Origin of the sequence: Candidatus Poriferisocius sp. (genome assembly GCF_965208355.1) — a bacterium.
Classification (GTDB): Bacteria; Actinomycetota; Acidimicrobiia; order Acidimicrobiales; family Bin134; genus Poriferisocius.
This window is the reverse complement of record NZ_CBDBOM010000003.1, coordinates 2,846,096-2,864,062: the sequence shown is the minus strand read 5'-3', so window position 1 is coordinate 2,864,062 and position 17,967 is coordinate 2,846,096. Positions and strand designations below refer to the sequence as shown.

Here is a 17,967-nt window from a genome sequence, read left to right as displayed (position 1 = left end):
GGACTAGGCGCAGCTATGCCAGATCAGCCATAGAGGCCAGCTCGTAGGGCTGTTCGGTCAGCCACTCCTTCCAACCGTCGGTGCCGAACAGCTCGAACTCATCGGTGCGCACATGGAAGGTGTCGGGCTCGATCACCTCAACCTCGGCTCCTCCCGGCGCGTTGGGATGGAAGGCGCAGAACACCAAGTCATCTTCCAGACTGCCGAGCATCCCCTGGTAGTCGACCGGCTCCTGCGGTGGCCGGGAGAAGTCGGTCTCCAGCACCACGTCGAAAACCGGCATTCCCGCCGCTCGGGCAATGGCCGCCGCGGCCTTGATGCCCTCGTCGGCGGCTTGGGCCTCAGCAGAGCTGGCCACATGTCGGTTGGGGCCGTAGGCGGCCAGCGAGTCGCAGATTAGAACCGGCACCCCGTAGTCGATGCCCACCGCCACATAGCGGTCGCACCACTCCGGGGCCAGTGCCGAGCCCATGTGAGCATCGAGGTGCGTCACGTTGATCCCCGCCGCTAGCGCCCGGTCGATCTGCGCCCGCCATTCCTGCTCCACCGCATCGGGATTGGCGTTGCGCCTCACCTCGGCAACGGTGCGCCACAGCAATCCGTGCTCATCAACCAGCCCTGACGATGATCCCACCGAGCTCACCGGACCCCAGCGGTAGTGCTTCTTCTCGGCGTTGAGCGTGAGGTGGATTCCGCAGTCCAGAGAGTCGTCGCTCGACGCGATCTCCGCGATCTCGCTGAACCACGGGCACGGGACCATCACCGAGCCGGAGGTGATCGTTCCGAAGTGCGACAGCTCCACATAGGCCCGGTTGGCGCCGTGGCACATGCCCACGTCGTCGGCGTGTATCACCAGTCGAGTCACTGTTTGGAAATTAGTCCGCTTACCATCTTGTCGTGGCCCTGAGTCATTTCCCGCCCACCGCCGAACCGGCCGAGGTAAGCAATCACCTGCGCGACTTCGGCTATGCCATCGTCGACGACGTAGCCGACGCAGCCACCATGGACCGGCTCCAAGCCGAGGCCATGCCCTACATCGAAGCCTCCGATGCCGGGCGCGACGAGTACGACGGTCGCTTCACCCGCCGCACCGGCGCCCTGGTGGCCCGCTGTCCCACCGCCCGCAAGCTGGTAATGGACCCGGTGGTGGTCGGGGTGGTGAGCCATTTCCTCAGCCACGTGAGCGCGGTGCAGCTGCACCTCACCCAGATCATCTCGGTGGAACCCGGCGAGACCCGCCAAAAGCTGCACCGTGACGAGATGGCCTTCGACTTCTTCCCCTTCGGGGCTGACTACCACGTGCAGGCCAACACCATGTGGGCGCTCACCGACTTCACCGCCGACAACGGCGCTACTCACATCCTGGCCGGCTCATCGGGACTCTCCGATGAAGAGTCCTTCCAACTCCCCGATGCCCAGGCTGAGATGCGCCGAGGCAGCGTGCTGTTCTACGACGGCAAGGTGCTGCACGGCGCCGGGGCCAACACCAGCGCCGGGGTGCGCAGGGGGGTCAACATCACCTACGCCGTGGGCTGGGTACGCCAGGAAGAGAATCAATACCTGGCCTGCCCGCCGGAGATCGCCCGCACCCTCGACGACGACCTGCTGCGAATGATGGGCTACACCCAAGGTGCGTTCGCCCTCGGCTACGTCGGCGACCAAACCGACCCTCTGGCCGCCCTTCGGGGCGGCACGGCCAAGGCCAAGACCATCGGCTCAGTGGCTCAGTTCAACGAAAACGCCCGTGAATTCGTCACCGACATCGACGACCTGGAGGAGTCCGGCTAGCTGCTACCGGGCTACCGTGCTGACATGGCTTTGATCACCGATCCCTTCCATAGCGGCATTGTCGTGGCCGATGTCGAGGAAGCCATGGCCGAGATTTCGGCCTCTACCGGGATGACCTGGCACTCATTGCAGTCCCTCGATCTGAATTTGCTGGTGGACGGCGAGGTGGTGTCCGCCAGCGTGCGTTTCACCTACTCGGTGGAGGGCCCGGTGCAGCTTGAACTGGCCGACGGCCCCAAGGGTTCGTTCTGGGATGTCGATTTGTACGGAGGGCTCAACCATCTCGGCTATTGGACCGAGGACCTTCACGGCGACATCGCCGCCTTGCAGTCCGGGGGTTGCGAGCTGATCTACGGCGGTGCCGCCGAGGGCGGCGGCTTGGAGGGGTTCGCCTTTCTGGTGCCGCCCGCCGCGGGGATAAGGATCGAGTTGATCGACGTGGCCATGCGCCCCGCCTTCGACCGCTGGTTCGCGGGCGGCGAGTTCGGCTGACCCACTAGGGGCTCGCTGCGATGACCGCTACCCTGGATCAGGTGACCTCTCCGGCCGCGTTCGATCAGATCCCGGTGGTGGATCTGGGCCCGCTGTCGGGATCGCGGACCGAGCGGGAAGCCATTGCTGAGGAGCTCTGCCGGATCTGCCACGAGGTGGGCTTCTTGCTAGTGGTGAACCACGGGGTGTCCGGCGGGGTAAGCGAAGGCATCTTCGACATGATGCACCGGTTCTTTGCCCTATCCGGTGAGCAGAAGAAGCTGATCGACAAACGGCGCTCCCGTCACTTCCGCGGCTGGGAGCCGGAGGGGGCGGAGTACACCAACAACCGCCCCGACATCCGAGAGCAGATCGACTGGTGGACCGAGTGGCCCGCCTACCCCGTCGACATCGAGCCCTACTATCTGCGCTTGCTGGGTCCCAACCAGTGGCTGCCCGAAGACGTGCTGCCCGGACACCGGGAGCTCACCAACCAGTGGTTCGACGAATTAGGGGGCTTGGCCAACCGCCTCTTGGGGGCGCTCTCGGTGGGGCTGGGGCTGGGAGAGGATTACCTGGAGCGGTTCTTCGGAACCCAAACCATGTCGCTGGCCAAATTCATTCACTATCCCCCTACTCCCGCAGGAGAGGCCGGGGTCAACGCCCACCGCGACACCGGGTTCTTGACCGTGCTGGATCACGGTCCCACCGCCGGGCTGCAAGTGCAGAACCAGGAGGGTGAGTGGATCGACGTGCCTTCGATTGAGGGGTCGTACGTGATCAACCTGGGCGAGACGCTCCAGGCCATGACCGGCAACTACCTGGTGGCCACCGCCCATCAGGTGATCACCACCGAAGAGCGTTACTCGGCGGGCTATTTCCACGGTCCCTCGCTGGACGTCGCCCTGGCCCCGCTGCCGCTCGACGACCGCTTTGCCGCTGCGGTGGCCGCCAGCCCCCACCACAACAGTGCCGGGTTCATGGCCAGCATCGCCGAAACCGAGGCCGGCGTGGCCGATATGTCCAGCTCATACCGTCCCACCACCTACGGCGAGCAGCTCTGGAACTACTTCTCCCGCAGCTACCCCGAAAACGTCGCCACCCACTACGGCTGAGACAAGAACACCGTTAGCAGCACCCCGCAAAGGGCACGGCCCGGAGCGGGGTTGGGCTTCGCTCCGGGCCGTTGGGGGGTGGGTGGTGGTCGGGACCGGCGTCGATCCGGTGACCTTCCGCTTTTCAGGCGGACGCTCTGCCAACTGAGCTACCCGACCATGTTCTGTTGTGCGGTCCCGACGGGATTTGAACCCGCGACCTCCGGCTTGACAGGCCGGCGTGCACTCCAAACTGCACCACGGGACCTTGTTGTCGCTGCCCCGGAGGGCAGTGTTGTCGCTGCCCCGGCGGGGCAGATTTGTCGCCGCCTGTTGCGAAACGAAGCGCCGAACCTAGCACCCCCAACGGGATTCGAACCCGTGTTACCGCCTTGAAAGGGCGGCGTCCTAGGCCGCTGGACGATGGGGGCTCTCGACCCGCGAAGGCCGATTTACGTTAGCAGCCCTCTCTGGCGGAACCGCATCGAAAAACAGATACCATGATCCCGAACCGCGAAAGGAGCACAAGGTGGAGAACGAGGTCTGGCGCTGGCTCTGGACGTGCTCCGCGGTGGTGTTCTCGCTGGCCGAGGTATTCACCGCCGGATTCTTCCTGCTCCCCTTCGCCATCGGCGCCGCGGCGGCGGCGGTGCTGGCTTGGGTGGACGCTCACATCCTCTGGCAGTGGCTGGTCTTCTTTGTGGGCAGCGCAGTCAGCTTCGTGTACTTGCGCCGGTTCGTCCGCCGCCTCGACAAAGATGAGCAGCCCCGAGTGGGGGCCAGCCGCCTCCTCGACGCCAAAGGCAAAGTCATCGAGCGGGTGGACGAAGATGCACAAACCGGTATGGTCCGCCTAGGTGGCGAGGAGTGGCGGGCCTCCGCCGCCGAAATCATCGAGGTCGACACGCGGGTCATGGTGACCGAAATCGATGGCACTCACCTGGTGGTAGTGCCGGTCCCCCAAGAGCAATCAACTGAGAACACAGAAAGCTAGGTAGCAGTCATGGAAGCCGTGGTCGCCCTCTTCATCATCATCGCGCTTGCGCTCATCCTCATCGCCGCGCTGGGAATTCGCATCATTCGCCCCTATGAGCGGGGCCTCATTGAGATGCTGGGCCGCTACCAGCGCACGGTGGACTCTGGTTTGCGCTGGATCCTCCCGTTCGTGCAGCGCATCAGCAAGGTGGACATGAGAGAGCGGGTCATTGATGTGCCGCCACAGGAGGTAATCACCAAGGACAACGTGGTGGTAACGGTGGACGCGGTGATCTTCTTCGAGGCCACCGACCCGGTGAAGCTCAAGTACAACGTGGGCAACTTCCAGCTAGCCGTCACCAAGCTGGCCCAGACCAACCTCCGTAACGTGGTGGGCGACCTCGACCTCGATGCCGCCCTCACTTCCCGAGAGCTGATCAACGGCAAGCTGCGCCAGATCCTCGACGACGCCACCGACAAGTGGGGTACCCGGGTGGTGCGGGTAGAGATCCAGCGCATCGAGCCGCCGCCCGACGTCACCGAGGCCATGCACCGCCAGATGAAGGCCGAGCGCGACCGGCGGGCCATCGTCACCGAGGCCGAGGGCGACAAGCGGTCGGCCATCTTGCGCTCGGAAGGTCTAAAGCAGAGCCAGATCTTGGAAGCTGAGGGCGAGGCCGAGGCCATCAAGCGGGTGGCCGACGCCGAGCGCTACCAGCTCGAGACTGTGGCCCAGGGCGAGGGCGACGCCATCCAATTGGTGTTCAACGCTATCCACGCCGGCGATCCCACTCCCGACCTGATTGCCATCCGCTACCTGGAGGCACTGAAGAGCGTGGCCGACGGCAATGCCACCAAGATCTTCCTGCCCCTAGACACCAGCGGCCTCACCAACGCCATGGCCTCTCTCTCGGAGATAGCCCGTGCCGGCCAGGGTGAACCGGCGGCTCGGGCTGTGGAGGAGTAGGCGCCTACAGCTCGGAGGTCGATGCCTCCACCAAGTGCTCCAGTAACCAGCCCAGGTACCAATAGGCCGACCGAGCCACCGACTCCGGGTCATCCTCGTCGGCTTCGTCGAACTCGTCGTCCTCGGTGACCCCTAGGCGGGTTCCCAAAACGAGGCGGATGTCGTTGACCGCCCCCATCCAGGCGGCCAACTGCTCTTGGTCCAAGACCGTCGCCTCGGCCAGCTCGGCAACCATGTCCAATCGGGACAGCCTCTTTGTCACCAGCTCGTCTCGCACCATGCCCTGGAACTCGGCCTCGGCCTCGGAATCGTCGGGCCGAGCAGTGGGGAACAACCGGGCCAGCATCTCGTCGTTGGGATCGTCGGCCAGCAGCCCCCGCAAATCGGGAGCGATGGCGGCGATGAGCGCCCGTTCCTCTTCCCTCAGGTCCAGGCGGTAGGTCCCGTCCTCGTTGGGCTCTATCGGTCGCCGGGGAGCCATCAGTCGTCGTGCTCCATAGTGGCCCACAAGCCGTGCTCATGCAGGCGAAAGACATCCATCTCCGCCTTTTCCTTGGGACCGTCCGACACCACGGCCCGGCCCTTGTAGTGAACGTCCAGCATCAGCTGGGTGGCCTTCTCCTTGCTATAGCCGAACAGCTTCTGGAACACGAAGGTCACATACGACATCAAGTTGATGGGATCGTTCCACACGATCACCTTCCACGGCCGGTCGGGCCGCACATCGGTGTCATCGGTGGTCTCCTTCACCTCCGAGGGGGCAATCTCGACGGGTGCTGCCGGAGTCATGCCGGCACCGCCTGGGCGACGTCGGCCTCTGCCTGCACAAGCGGGCCTCTCACGTTGAGCCAGAAGAACACGGTGGCTATCCACAGTAGGGCGGCGCCGGCGATGTGGGCACCCACCAGCAGCACTGGCACTCCGGTGAAGTACTGCACGTACCCGATAAGCCCCTGGGCCAGAGCCACCCCCAGCACGGTCCGACCCCAGAGCTGTGCCCGCTCGGGGGCGCCCCGGTGGCGCAGCCACCACACCAGCCCGGCCAACACCACCAGCAGCACCACCACTGTGGTCCCGTGTATCTGGGCCACATCTCTCACGGCCACGTCGATGCGCTCGGCGTCCTCATCGCCGCTGTGCGGCCCGGCCCCGGTGACGATGGTGCCGGTAACGATCACCACTGAAGTGATGGCCACGACCGCATTTCCCATCCAATGGGGCCGGGGTCGGGGCTCGCTTTGGCGTTCGTAATCCTCGGATGACCGCCAGAGCAGAACCACCGCATTCCACAACAGCACCATCGACAACAGGAAGTGGCCTATAACCAGCGCCGGAGGCAGCTCGTAGAGCACGACCAATCCACCCAGCACAATCTGGGCCAGCACCCCAGCCACCAAGCCCCACGACAGCCATACCAGATCAGCCCGCCGCGGCGCCCGCCAGTGGGAGCCCAGCACCGCAGCAATCACGATGGCCGAGACCAGCCCTGTGATGAGCCGGTTGATGAACTCGATCATGGCGTGGGTTTCCAACGGAGCCACCAACTGGTCGTTGTCGCAGGCTGGCCAATCAGGGCAGCCCAGCCCTGATCCGGTGAGCCGGACCGCGCCCCCGCTCACGATGATCAAGGCCAAAAGGGCCAGCGCCCAAATGGTGATCTTGCGATAGGTAGCGGGAGAGACCCGGGGTTGGATCACGCTCCGAATTGTACGGGTCGCCTATGACAGTCGGTCATCCCAAGCTGGGGGTTTTCGGGTCGATTGTCGCGGGCATAGGCCATTCCCGATACCTTGGCCTGCCCTGCGCCGAAACCGTACTCTTGGCTGGTCATGGGTGTTGCCCGCTTGTCTCCTCGCAGCCGCACGCGCGTTGCCGAACCGAACACAAGCCCCGGTATCAGCCCTGCCCGCCATTCCTCCCGCAACCCCCTGCGCTCGGTGCGGGCCTATGTATCACTCACCAAGCCCCGCATAATCGAGCTGCTGCTGGTCACCACGGTTCCCACCATGGTGGTAGCCGATCGGGGAATTCCCTCGGTGTGGCTGATGGTGGCCACCGTTGTCGGCGGGACACTCGCCGCCGGCGGGGCCAACGCCATCAACATGTACGTGGATCGCGACATCGACCGCCTCATGGAGCGCACCAGGAATCGACCCCTGGTGACCGGCGAGATCGCCCCCGTTCGAGCACTGGTTTTCGCCATTGTGCTCGAAGCGCTGGCCTTCATCTGGCTGTGGGGATTCGTGAACCTGCTCAGCGCGGTTCTGGCAGTGTCGGCCACCGCGTTCTATGTGTTCGTTTACACGCTGTGGCTCAAGCGCACTTCTTCTCGCAACATAATCATCGGCGGGGCCGCCGGGGCCGTGCCCGTGCTGGTGGGCTGGGCGGCGGTCACCAACAGCCTCGACTGGGCGCCGCTGGTGCTGTTTGGCGTCATCTTCTACTGGACGCCCCCCCACTTCTGGGCCCTGGCCATTCGCTATCGCGACGACTACCGGGCGGCCAGCGTTCCCATGCTGCCTGCGGTGGCCAGCACCCGCACCACCGCGGTGCGGATGATTGGCTACACCGTGGTTCTGTGGGGGCTGTCGCTGCTGTTCAGCGCGGTGGGCGAGATGGGCCTGGTGTATTTCGTGAGCGCCGTGGTGTTGGGAGCCGTCTTCTTGTACTACGCCGTCCAAGTGCTGCGCACCCAAGCCACCGCATCGGCAATGCGGCTGTTCTCCTACTCCATTACCTACATCACGCTGCTGTTCGCCGCGATGGTTGTCGACCAGGTGGTTCGCACCGGTGTCTGACCAGGAAATTGCCCCCATGGCAAGCGGAAAAACCCGATATCAGCGGCTACTTCGGCAAAGCTGTCTGATGCGAGAAACGCCGAAGGCGATGTGTAAAGTTCCGACCGAAATCCGCCTTCGTAGAACACGATGACCCTCACCGAGACAAGGCCAGAAGCAGAAGCGGTCGCGGCAGGCGACGACTCGAGGCCGGCGACTCAGTCGTCGGCCCCCCAGTGGACCCCTCCGACCGGCTTGGCTCGATTCCTGAGCACCGGCGACCACATGACCATCGGCCAGATGTATGTGGTCTTCTCGCTGGTTCTGTCGGGGCTGGCCCTCACTCTGGGCATGCTGATGGGCATCGAGCAAGCCGATATCGACGGAGGCTTCGGTGTTTTCAGCAACGCCAACGAGGTCTTCCAGGTATTCGGCCTCTATCGGACCACGCTGATTCTGTGCGGTCTGGTGCCGCTTTTCTTGGGCCTGGCCACCGCGATTGTGCCCCGCCAGCTTGGCGCCTCTTCGGTGGCGTTCCCCCGGGCGGCGGCGGCGGCGTTCTGGACCTGGTTGGTGGGCGCCGTTGCTCACATCGTGGCCACCTTCTCCTACGGCGGGCTGGGCTCGGTGCAGGCCGGTGCGGCCCGCGAGCAATCGGTGGAGCTCACCGTCCTCTCGCTGGGCCTGATCGGCCTGGGCCTTCTGGTCGGGTCCGGGGTGGTGTTCACCACTCTGGTAACCCAGCGGCCGGCCGGGATGGACCTGCTCCAAATGCCCGCCTTCTCGTGGTCGATGCTGGTGGCCACCGGCGTGTGGCTGTTCTCGTTGCCGGTGCTGTTGGCCAATCTGGTTGTCTCCTGGGTGGACATGAGGGGGGCCGACGCCCTGGCCTTCGGCGGGGGAGGCGCTCCCTTCGATCAGGTTGCCTGGGCATTTGATGCTCCGCAGGTATTCGCCTGGACGATCCCGTTGCTCGGCATCACCGCCGAGGTGTTCACCGCCGCCCACCGCAGCACCCCCAAGATGTTCGAGCCCATGGCCTTCATTGTGGGGGTCTTCGGCTTCTTCTCATTTGGCGCTTGGGCCCAGAGCTTCTTCGACAGCGCCGACCCCACCGCCACCGATGCCCACGTCGTGACCAACGAGGTGCTGTTCACCGCATTCGCCCTGGCTATCGCCCTGATGGTGGTGGTCTACGGCGGTTGGCTGGCGTTCAACGCCTACTCGGCCGGACAGCGCCCGCAGATCACTCCGCAGTTCGCCCTGGTCACCGTGTCCGGCGCCCTGCTGACCGCCGCAGCCGTGACCGGTGTGCTCCGGGTGGCCGAACCCGCGCTGGGCGTGCTGCGAGAAGCCGACGGCGACATCTGGCGAGGCTTCTTCGACGCCATGGACGACCTCGAAACCTCCAGCCTGGTCAACGGGTTGATGAATCTCGCGGTGCTGGCCGGGCTGCTGGCCGCAGTGGCCGGGCTCTTCCACTGGGCCCCCAAGATGCTGGGCCGCTCTCTCAACGCACCGCTGGGGTTCTTGGCCGTGCTGCCGTTGGCCGGGGGCGCCATCCTCGTTGGGGCCACCGATGTGCTGGGCGGATTCTTCGACCAGCCAAACCGGCCCTTCGAAACCGGCAGCATTGGCGACATCGACGCGCTTGGCTTCGTGGAAGCCCTGAATGTGATCGGACTGATCGGCTACATCGCCGTGCTGGGCGGTTTGGCGCTGGTGGCGCTGAACGTGGCCCGCAGCCTGGGCGCAGCCCCCACGGCTGAGGCCGAAAGTGAAGGGGCGGCCTGATGGCTGATATCCCCGTCGGAACTCCCCTGGCCGCTCCACTGCCTCGCCAGCGCACCCTGTTGGTGGGCACCGTGTTCGGCACCGCCGCCACGCTTATGTACTTTGCCGGCCTGCTGGGCATGTACTTGCGGGAGCGGTCCGATGCTCTATCCGGTGGCGGGGAATGGATCCCCTCTGGCGCAAACATCCAGCTGGCCCCGCCCACCGTTGCGGCGTGGACCATGCTCATGTCGGTGGTCACCATGCAGTGGGCGGTGTACTCCATCGCCCGCGACGACCGCACCCACGCCATCATGGCCACCTCGCTGACCACCCTGTTCGGCCTCTCCGTGGTGGTCACAACCTCGTTCCAGTACACCGAGATGGGTTTGGTGGCCGACGAGTCGATCGCGGCGGTGTTGATCTACACCATTTCGGCGTCGCACCTGGCCATGATCGCTATCGGCTTGGTGTTCCTGCTCCTGATGGCTTTTCGGGCCCTGGCCGGCCAATACAGCAGCCGCCAGACCGACGGCTTCGTGGCCGCGTCCATCTACTGGTATGCCGTTGTATTCGTCTATGTCGTCATCTGGACGGCGATCTTCGTGCTGAAGTAGGCGCTCAGTGTTCACTGTTGAGTTGACTCCCCGCTATCGAAGCCAAGCAGGTTTCTAGTGTTCACCCCCGGCTTCCGTTTGTTCTTCGGCTTCACCCTCGCCGCGGTGGCCGCGGCCGCCGTCTATGGCGTGGCCAGCGGCAGCGCGGGCGAAACCGAGTACTTCGCAGTGCTCAATGTGGAGACCTGGGTGGGCGTGCTCAGCCTGGGCTACAAGGGCGGTATCGGCGACCACGTGGGCTATGTAGTGCTGATGGGCTTCGCCGTTCTGTCCGCGTTGGTGGCCCTGTTCTTGGTGGCCTTCCGCGACGCCGATGCCGAGTCGGTGGGCGAGCTGATGGACGACGGCCAGACCCCCGAGACCCAAGCCGATCTGGAAGCCAACTACTGGCCCGCCGTGGCCGCCTTCGGAGCGGGGGCGATGATCGTGGGGCTGGCTACTCACGCCACCATCTTCGTGATCGGACTGGTGATCGTGGGAGCGGCGCTGTTCGAGTGGATGCTCGCGGCGTGGGCCGACCGGGCCACCGCCGACCCCGAGGTCAACCGCAATCTGCGCAATCGCATCATGCGGCCGGTGGAATACCCGATCACCGCGGCGCTCGGCGTGGCTGTGCTGGTGCTGGCCCTGTCGCGGGTGTTCTTGACCGTGTCGCAGTTCAGCGCGGTGATTGTGGCCGGGGTAGTGGCAACCGTGATCTTCTTTATCGCGGTGGTGTTCGCCGTCGGCCCCAAGATCAGCCGGTCGGTGATCGCCGGAACGGTGGCTGTTGTATGCGTCGGCGTACTGGTCGCCGGTGTGGTCACTGCGGCGATGGGCTCGCGCGACTTCCACCACAAGGCGCCGGCGGGCGATCACGGCGAACCCGCGACCGAGGACGGAGGCCACTAGTCATGGCGCCGAAGTCCACTAGGGGCGGTGCCCGATGAGCGGGCGAGCCAGGGGCCTGGTCTGGCTGTCGAGCCTGTTGGTGATATTCGGCGCCATTGCCTTGATCGTGGTCGCCATCGTGGTCGACAAAGACCACCCGCTGTCCACCCTGTCGCCGGTCGGCCGCCAAGGACGCGACATCGCCGAGCTCATCAACCCCATCTTCATCGTGGCCGGCGTGGTCTTCTTCCTGGTTCAAGGAGCGGTACTGGCGTTGTGGTGGCGCTATCGGGTGGCGGGCTCCGAATCTGGTGATGGCGAATTCGGTTACTACGACGACGACGAATTCCCCGAACAGACCCACGGCAATAACCGACTTGAAATCGCCTGGACCATTGTGCCCACCGTGCTGTTGGCCGTCATTTCGGTGTTCACCCTGGTGGCGCTGTTCGCCCTCGACGATGTGAAGGCCTCCGAAGACGACTTGGTGGTGACGGTGATCGGCCAGCAGTGGTGGTGGGAGTACCAGTACCACCTGGACGGCGACACCTCCAGCCCGCCCGACTTCGTGACCTCCAACGAGCTGGTGATCCCCGTGGGCCAAGACGTGGCCCTCGACATCAAGTCGCGCGACGTGATTCACTCGTTCTGGATTCCCAAGCTGAACGGCAAACGAGACGCCGTTCCCGGTCGCAGCCACGACTGGGTGATCCAGGCCGATGAGCCCGGCCGCTTCCGGGGGCAGTGTACGGAGTTCTGCGGACTGTCCCACGGCTACATGAAGATGGTGGCCGTGGCCCTCCCGCGCGCAGAATTCGCCCAGTGGCGCGACAACCAGCTGACCCCGGCTGATGACCCCACGGAAAGCACCGAGCCGGGGGTGGCAGAGGGCTGGGACACCTTCAGCCAGCAGTGCGCCAGTTGCCATGTGATCGTCGGGGTTACCTCGCCGGCCAACCGCGGTGGAGACGTCAATGCGCCAGCCGACACGTGGGACATCTACGGCGAGGCCGACAGGGGTGACGCCGGCGCCTACTTGGATGCCGAGACCCTGGTGGCCGGTGCGGCCCCCAACCTGACCCACCTGATGACCCGGGGCACGTTCGCCGGGTCGGCGTTCGATCTCTATCTCAACGCCGGCGACCACATCCCGTATCTCAACCTGGCCGACCGGGGAACGCTCAACCGGGGTGAACTCGAGGCCTGGATCTTCAATGCTCCCGAGCGTAAGCCGGCCGACGCCGACGACCTCCGGGGGATGCCCGCCCGTACTGGCTTGAGCCCCGACGACATCGACAATGTCGTTGACTTCCTGTCCACCCTCGACTGATTGTGATTGCGAAGAGCCGATGACCATCACTGATCGCACCGTCACCGCCCCCGAGGAGACTCTGGCGCTGCCGGCGGGCCCGGCCATCGCCCATCGCCCCCTTGGCGTCTTCACCCGACCCCAGGGCAGCGAGGGCTGGCAGAGTTGGCTGTTCACCGTCGACCACAAGCGCATCGGCATCATGTACGGCGCGGCCGCTCTGTTCTTCTTCTTGGTGGGCGGGGCCGAAGCCCTGTTCATCCGCCTCCAGCTGGCCACCCCCAACGGCTCGGTCATCGGGGCGGGCACCTACAACGGCGTGTTCACCATGCATGGCGTGACCATGGTGTTCCTTGTGATCATGCCCATGGCCGCAGCCTTCGCCAACTACCTGCTTCCACTACAAGTGGGGGCCCGGGATGTGGCCTTCCCCCGGCTGAACGCATTCAGCTTCTGGTGCTTCCTGGCCGGCGGCCTCTTGCTCACCTCCTCGGTCCTCATCGGCGGCTGGTTCCAGAACGCCCCCGACGGCGGCTGGTTCGCCTACGCCCCCAACACCGGCCTGCTTTTCTCACCCTCCAAGGGCATCGACTTCTATGCCGTCGGCTTGCAGATTTTGGGCGTCGCCTCGCTGGTCAGCGCCATAAATCTGATCGTGACCGTGTTGAACATGCGAACGAAGGGGATGAGCTTCTTCCGAATGCCGGTGCTCACCTGGATGTTGCTCATTACCCAGTTCCTGTTGCTGTTTGCCCTCCCGGTCATCACTGTGGCCCTGTTCTTGTTGATGTTCGATCGGCTGTGGGACGCCAACTTCTTCAATGTGGAGGCCGGGGCCGATCCGCTGCTATGGCAGCACCTGTTCTGGATATTCGGCCATCCCGAGGTGTACATCCTGATATTGCCCGCCTTTGGGATCGTGTCGGAGATCATCCCTACGTTCTCCCGCAAGCCGCTGTTTGGCTACCACTTCATGGTCGCCTCTGGCATCGCCATCGGCTTCATGGGCTGGGGCGTGTGGGCCCACCACATGTTCACCTCCGGCGTCGGACCACTGTCGGTGGCCGCCTTCTCGGTGTCCACCATGTTCATCGCCGTGCCCACCGGGGTGAAGATCCTCAACTGGCTGGCCACCATGTACCGGGGACGGCTGCGATTTACCACCCCCATGCTCTACGCCGTGGGCGTGGTGTCAATGTTCACCATCGGTGGCCTGTCCGGGGTGACCCACGCCATCGCACCCTCCGACACCCAGCAGACCGACACCTATTACATCGTGGCCCACTTCCACTATGTGATCTTCGGCGGGGCCCTGCTCGGGCTGTTCGGCGGCTTCTACTACTGGTGGCCCAAGGCGTTCGGCTACAAGCTCAACGAGGTATGGGGCAAGGCCAGCTTCTGGGTGATGCTCATAGGGTTCAACTTCACATTCGGACCCATGCACATCCTCGGTTTGCAGGGGATGTCCCGGCGCATTGCCACCTACCGAGCCGATGAGGGCTTTGCGCTGTGGAACATGGTGGCCACCATCAGCTCGTTCGTCATCGCGCTGGGCGTGGCCATGTTCTTCTGGAACGTGTTCGTGAGCACCCGGAACTGGCGGCGGGCCGGCCGACCCGATGTGGGTCCCGACCCCTGGGATGCTCGCGGCTTGGAGTGGATGACCGCCTCTCCGGTGCCCGAGCACAACTTCGACTCCGAGATCGAGGTGGAGCGCCTCGACGAGTTCTGGCACCGCAAATACGGCAAAGACGAGAGTGGCCGGATTGTCAAGGCCTCTCCCACCTCGGAGGTGGCCCACGACGGCAGCAACACCAACGTGCATCTGCCGTCGCCGTCGTACTGGCCCATCGTCTTGGGCGGGGGCATCCTGCTGGTGGGCTACGGCATCATCTACAATCTGTGGCTGGCCGCCGCCGGCCTCGTGCTGCTAGTCGGGGCCATCTACGGGTGGATTCTGGAGCCGGCCGACGATCCCGATGCCGCCGGCCACCACGACGACCACTCCGACGATGGCGATGACCACGGCGACCCCGACAGCAACGGCGGTCCCAGCGGCAACGGCGATTCGGCAGAAGCCGAGGGTCCGGAGGATCGGGGTGGCGATTCGGCAGAATCCGAGGAGGAGGCTGCGACCGTTGGCTGACGTAATGACCTCCGAAACAGGGGCCGCTGAGGCCGCCACCCGATCTGCTCACGCCGAGGAGCACCACACCAGCACCGGTATCTCCAACGAGAAGCTGGCCATGTGGGTGTTCTTGGGTTCGGAGTGCCTGCTTTTCGGCGGACTCATCTCCGTCTACATGTTCAACAAGGGGCGCATCGGCCCCAACGACGTCGGCCCTAACGACGTGTTCGACATCCCCTTCACCTCGGTCAGCTCGTTCGTGCTGTTGATGAGCTCACTGACCATGGTGTTCGCAGTGTCGTCAATCGCCCGGGGCGATCTGCGGGGCAACCGCATCTGGCTAACCACCACCGCCGCGTTGGGAGCCACTTTCGTGGCCGGGCAGGTGTACGAGTTCACCGCCTTCTACAGCGAGGGCCTCGGATTCACCACCAACCTGTTCGGATCGGCCTTCTACGCGCTGACCGGCTTCCACGGGGCCCACGTCACCATCGGCATCATCATGCTCATGTCGCTGCTTGTGATGTCGCTGCGGGGCAACCTCACCCAAGAGCGGGCCGAGACCGTGGAGATCATCGGCTTGTACTGGCACTTTGTCGACATCGTATGGATCGTGATCTTCACGATCGTGTACCTCTTCCCGCAGTAGGATCCGCTATGGCCACCGTCACCCCTGAATCCCCTGACACGGGCCACCCCCCCGACGAACACGCGTCGGACGGCGGTCACGCCCACCCCACCGATTGGCTCTATGTCAAGGTGGCCATCGCCCTCGGGCTGCTCACCGCATTCGAGGTGTTCACCTACTTCGAGTCGCTCCACGGGTGGGGCGACACCGCAATAATCATCATGCTCATCCTCATGATGCTGGTGAAGTTCTTCTTGGTGGTGGCCTTCTTCATGCACCTGAAGTTCGACTCTCCGATCTTCTGGCGATTATTCGTATTCGGCCTGATCTTGGCCATGGCGGTGTACATGGTCATGCTGACGGCGTTTCGCATCTGGTAGTTGGCCGATGGCCTTCGCGGCTGACACCGATATCTGGCGGTACCAGCCCCACGCCGAAGTCTGGATAATCCTGCTGGCCGCGATTGCCATGGCCTGGTACGCGGCCCGGATCATCGCCCCCAAAGCAGCTCCCGTGGGTGAGGCCCCCTTTGCCCGCCACCACAAGCTGGCTTTCGTCGGGGCGATGGTACTGCTGTGGGTGGCCAGCGACTGGCCGATGCACGACATCTCAGAGGAGTACCTGTATTCGGTCCACATGATCCAGCACTTGCTCATCACGCTGGTGGTGCCGCCGTTACTGTGGGCGGCCATTCCCGAATGGCTGGCCCGGCTGGCGCTCAGCGGCGATGGCAGCGTGGGCGTCTGGGTGCGGCGGCTGGCTCGGCCGGTGGCCGCCGGGTTGCTGTTCAACTTCATGGTGGCGGTGAGCCACATTCCCTGGGTGGTCAACACGTCGGTGGAAAGCGGCGCACTGCATTACTTCGTACATCTGCTGCTGTTCGCCTCGGCTATGGCGATGTGGCTGCCGGTGTGCGGCCCGATTCCCGAGCTGCACATGCGGGAGCCGGGCAAGATGGTCTACTTGTTCTTGATGTCGGTGGTGCCGACCGTGCCCGGCGGATTCTTGACCTTTGCCCAGGGAGCGGTCTACAGCGCCTACGACCACGACGTCCGCTTGTGGGGCATCGGCCTCCAGGCCGACCAGCAAGCCGCTGGGCTAATCATGAAATTGGTGGGCGGCATGTATCTGTGGACGTGGATCGGGGTGCTGTTTTTCCGCTGGGCCGGCGCCCAACAGCGGGCCAATACCCAGATGCGGGTGGTGACCACCGTTCCATCGGGGCCCATCGCCGCTGACACCCGGGTCCCGGTCACTTCGGGTTCCAACGGCTCTAACTCCACCAACGGTTCTCGATGATCGACCTGCGCCTGGTGCGCACCGACTACGACGCGGTTGCGGCTGCGATGGCCCGCCGGGGGATCGACCTGTCTGAGCTGGAGCAGGTAGCCGCCCTCGATGAGCGCCATCGCAGCCTTACCACCGAGCGCGATGTGATGCGCCATGAAGTCAAAGAGCTGTCCCAGCAAGTTGGCCAGCTCAAACGCGACGGCCGCGACGCCGAAGCCGACACCGCCGCAGCCGAGAGCCGCAAGCGGGGCGAGCGGGAGAAAGCCCTGGCCGCCGAGGCCGACGCCGTAGCGGCCGAGATCCACGACCTGCTGCTGCACATCCCCAATCTGCCCGCCCCCGATGCCCCCGACGGAGCCGATGAAGGCGACAATCCGGTATTGAAGGTGCAGAACTTCGACCCCGATTCCTACGGCGAGCACCAGCGGGTGCCCCACTGGGAGTTCGCGGTGGAGGCGGGCTGGCTGGATATGGAGCGGGCCGCCAAGCTGTCGGGGTCCATGTTCGCCATGCTCCGGGGTCCGGGAGCGTCTTTGGCCCGGGCCATGGTCCAGTTCGGGTTAGACCGCAACGCCGACCGCTACGAGGAGATCCGCCCGCCCACCCTGGTCCACAGCCAGGTCATGGTGAGCACTGGCCAGCTCCCCAAGTTCGCCGACGACGCCTACTGGCTGGAGCGTGACGACCTGTGGGCCATCCCCACCGCCGAGGTTCCGCTCACCTCGCTGGCCTCTGGCGAGATCCTCGACGAGGCCGACCTGCCGATGAGGATGATGGCCTACACCCCCTGCTACCGCCGGGAGGCCGGGGCCGCCGGCCGTGACACTCGAGGCCTGCTAAGGGTTCACGAGTTCGACAAGGTGGAGATCTTGGCCTACGCCACTCCTGAGCAGGCCCCCGCGGTACACGCCGAAATCTTGGAGCGGGCCGAAGCCGCGGTGGCTGAGTTGGGCTTGGCCTACCGCATCGTGGACATCTGCACCGGCGATTTGGGCCAGGCCCACCACCGGTCGTGGGATGTGGAGGTGTACGCCCCTGGTGCCGACCAGTGGCTGGAGGTGTCGTCGGTCTCCTGGTACTCCGAATACCAGGCCCGTCGGGCCAATCTGCGCTACCGGCCGTCAGAGGAAAAGGGCACCCGCATCCTCCACACCCTCAACGGCTCGGCCCTGGCCGTGCCCCGAGTGTGGGCCGCCCTGGTAGAGACCTACCGCCAGCCCGACGGCTCCGTGGTCATACCCGACGTCCTGCGCCCTTACCTCGGCCGCGACGTTCTCTGA

At 64.7% G+C, this 17,967-nt stretch carries 19 protein-coding genes and 3 tRNA genes; 15 read left to right on the top strand and 7 right to left on the bottom strand.

The genetic code is table 11. From position 1 onward, the window contains the following. Nucleotides 1-13 precede the first annotated feature (13 nt). Nucleotides 14-865 carry a ChbG/HpnK family deacetylase gene (locus ACOGXH_RS14660; RefSeq protein WP_419929828.1) on the bottom strand — a complete coding sequence of 284 codons (852 nt, stop codon included), beginning with the start codon at nucleotides 863-865 and terminating at the stop codon, nucleotides 14-16. Nucleotides 866-897: 32 nt separating this feature from the next. Between ACOGXH_RS14660 and ACOGXH_RS14655 the strand changes: the two genes are divergently transcribed. The 3 genes from ACOGXH_RS14655 to ACOGXH_RS14645 are packed head-to-tail and all read left to right on the top strand — an operon-like array spanning nucleotide 898 to nucleotide 3,374. Further along, entirely contained in the window at nucleotides 898-1,788 is an 891-nt protein-coding gene (locus tag ACOGXH_RS14655) for a phytanoyl-CoA dioxygenase family protein (protein WP_419929827.1), read from the top strand. 24 nt (nucleotides 1,789-1,812) lie between these two features. Then, a complete protein-coding gene (locus ACOGXH_RS14650) occupies nucleotides 1,813-2,280 on the top strand; it encodes a VOC family protein (RefSeq protein ID WP_419929826.1) in 468 nt (155 codons plus the stop codon). 20 nt (nucleotides 2,281-2,300) lie between these two features. Then, nucleotides 2,301-3,374 (top strand): isopenicillin N synthase family dioxygenase, encoded by a 1,074-nt coding sequence (locus ACOGXH_RS14645; protein ID WP_419929825.1) that lies wholly within the window; start codon nucleotides 2,301-2,303, stop codon nucleotides 3,372-3,374. An 83-nt stretch (nucleotides 3,375-3,457) separates the two neighbouring features. Here ACOGXH_RS14645 and ACOGXH_RS14640 read toward each other — a convergent pair. The 3 genes from ACOGXH_RS14640 to ACOGXH_RS14630 all read right to left on the bottom strand — a co-directional run bounded on the left by ACOGXH_RS14640 (nucleotide 3,458) and on the right by ACOGXH_RS14630 (nucleotide 3,784). Continuing rightward, a tRNA-Phe gene (locus ACOGXH_RS14640) sits at nucleotides 3,458-3,533 on the bottom strand. 13 nt (nucleotides 3,534-3,546) lie between these two features. Beyond that, a tRNA-Asp gene (locus ACOGXH_RS14635) sits at nucleotides 3,547-3,621 on the bottom strand. Between the two features lie 90 nt (nucleotides 3,622-3,711). After that, a tRNA-Glu gene (locus ACOGXH_RS14630) sits at nucleotides 3,712-3,784 on the bottom strand. Nucleotides 3,785-3,882: 98 nt separating this feature from the next. Between ACOGXH_RS14630 and ACOGXH_RS14625 the strand changes: the two genes are divergently transcribed. Both ACOGXH_RS14625 and ACOGXH_RS14620 read left to right on the top strand, forming a co-directional pair. Further along, nucleotides 3,883-4,347, top strand: a complete 465-nt coding sequence (locus tag ACOGXH_RS14625) for an NfeD family protein (RefSeq protein WP_419929824.1) — start codon at nucleotides 3,883-3,885, stop codon at nucleotides 4,345-4,347. A 9-nt stretch (nucleotides 4,348-4,356) separates the two neighbouring features. Further along, entirely contained in the window at nucleotides 4,357-5,295 is a 939-nt protein-coding gene (locus tag ACOGXH_RS14620) for an SPFH domain-containing protein (protein ID WP_419929823.1), read from the top strand. Between the two features lie 4 nt (nucleotides 5,296-5,299). On the opposite strand, the gene ACOGXH_RS14615 is transcribed toward ACOGXH_RS14620, so the two are convergent. The 3 genes from ACOGXH_RS14615 to ACOGXH_RS14605 are packed head-to-tail and all read right to left on the bottom strand — an operon-like array spanning nucleotide 5,300 to nucleotide 6,992. Further along, nucleotides 5,300-5,776 carry a DUF2017 family protein gene (locus ACOGXH_RS14615; protein ID WP_419929822.1) on the bottom strand — a complete coding sequence of 159 codons (477 nt, stop codon included), beginning with the start codon at nucleotides 5,774-5,776 and terminating at the stop codon, nucleotides 5,300-5,302. Continuing rightward, nucleotides 5,776-6,084, bottom strand: coding sequence for an ATP-dependent Clp protease adapter ClpS (gene clpS / locus ACOGXH_RS14610; protein ID WP_419929821.1), 309 nt, complete (start codon nucleotides 6,082-6,084; stop codon nucleotides 5,776-5,778). The genes ACOGXH_RS14615 and clpS overlap by 1 nt, the downstream gene beginning before the upstream one ends. Further along, complete coding sequence (locus tag ACOGXH_RS14605; protein WP_419929820.1) at nucleotides 6,081-6,992, bottom strand: COX15/CtaA family protein; 912 nt, start codon at nucleotides 6,990-6,992, stop codon at nucleotides 6,081-6,083. Before ACOGXH_RS14605 ends, clpS begins: the two co-directional genes overlap by 4 nt. A gap of 132 nt (nucleotides 6,993-7,124) precedes the next feature. On the opposite strand from ACOGXH_RS14605, the gene ACOGXH_RS14600 reads away from it, so the two are divergent. The 10 genes from ACOGXH_RS14600 to serS all read left to right on the top strand — a co-directional run bounded on the left by ACOGXH_RS14600 (nucleotide 7,125) and on the right by serS (nucleotide 17,967). Further along, a complete protein-coding gene (locus tag ACOGXH_RS14600) occupies nucleotides 7,125-8,093 on the top strand; it encodes a heme o synthase (protein WP_419929819.1) in 969 nt (322 codons plus the stop codon). A 129-nt stretch (nucleotides 8,094-8,222) separates the two neighbouring features. Beyond that, nucleotides 8,223-9,866, top strand: a complete 1,644-nt coding sequence (locus tag ACOGXH_RS14595) for a cbb3-type cytochrome c oxidase subunit I (RefSeq protein WP_419929818.1) — start codon at nucleotides 8,223-8,225, stop codon at nucleotides 9,864-9,866. Beyond that, nucleotides 9,866-10,462, top strand: coding sequence for a cytochrome c oxidase subunit 3 (locus ACOGXH_RS14590; protein ID WP_419929817.1), 597 nt, complete (start codon nucleotides 9,866-9,868; stop codon nucleotides 10,460-10,462). Before ACOGXH_RS14595 ends, ACOGXH_RS14590 begins: the two co-directional genes overlap by 1 nt. Before the next feature lie 57 nt (nucleotides 10,463-10,519). Next, complete coding sequence (locus ACOGXH_RS14585) at nucleotides 10,520-11,353, top strand: hypothetical protein (RefSeq protein ID WP_419929816.1); 834 nt, start codon at nucleotides 10,520-10,522, stop codon at nucleotides 11,351-11,353. Between the two features lie 34 nt (nucleotides 11,354-11,387). Continuing rightward, nucleotides 11,388-12,662: a cytochrome c oxidase subunit II gene (gene coxB / locus ACOGXH_RS14580; RefSeq protein ID WP_419929815.1), complete on the top strand. Its 1,275-nt coding sequence runs from the start codon at nucleotides 11,388-11,390 to the stop codon at nucleotides 12,660-12,662. Nucleotides 12,663-12,681: 19 nt separating this feature from the next. Beyond that, the gene (gene ctaD / locus ACOGXH_RS14575; RefSeq protein WP_419929814.1) at nucleotides 12,682-14,787 is read left to right on the top strand and encodes a cytochrome c oxidase subunit I; all 2,106 of its coding nucleotides are present in this window, start codon (nucleotides 12,682-12,684) and stop codon (nucleotides 14,785-14,787) included. Nucleotides 14,788-14,791: 4 nt separating this feature from the next. Then, entirely contained in the window at nucleotides 14,792-15,418 is a 627-nt protein-coding gene (locus ACOGXH_RS14570) for a cytochrome c oxidase subunit 3 (protein ID WP_419929813.1), read from the top strand. An 8-nt stretch (nucleotides 15,419-15,426) separates the two neighbouring features. Continuing rightward, nucleotides 15,427-15,777 (top strand): cytochrome C oxidase subunit IV family protein, encoded by a 351-nt coding sequence (locus ACOGXH_RS14565; RefSeq protein WP_419929812.1) that lies wholly within the window; start codon nucleotides 15,427-15,429, stop codon nucleotides 15,775-15,777. 7 nt (nucleotides 15,778-15,784) lie between these two features. Beyond that, nucleotides 15,785-16,696: a cytochrome c oxidase assembly protein gene (locus ACOGXH_RS14560; protein WP_419929811.1), complete on the top strand. Its 912-nt coding sequence runs from the start codon at nucleotides 15,785-15,787 to the stop codon at nucleotides 16,694-16,696. Then, a complete protein-coding gene (gene serS / locus ACOGXH_RS14555) occupies nucleotides 16,693-17,967 on the top strand; it encodes a serine--tRNA ligase (protein ID WP_419929810.1) in 1,275 nt (424 codons plus the stop codon). Before ACOGXH_RS14560 ends, serS begins: the two co-directional genes overlap by 4 nt.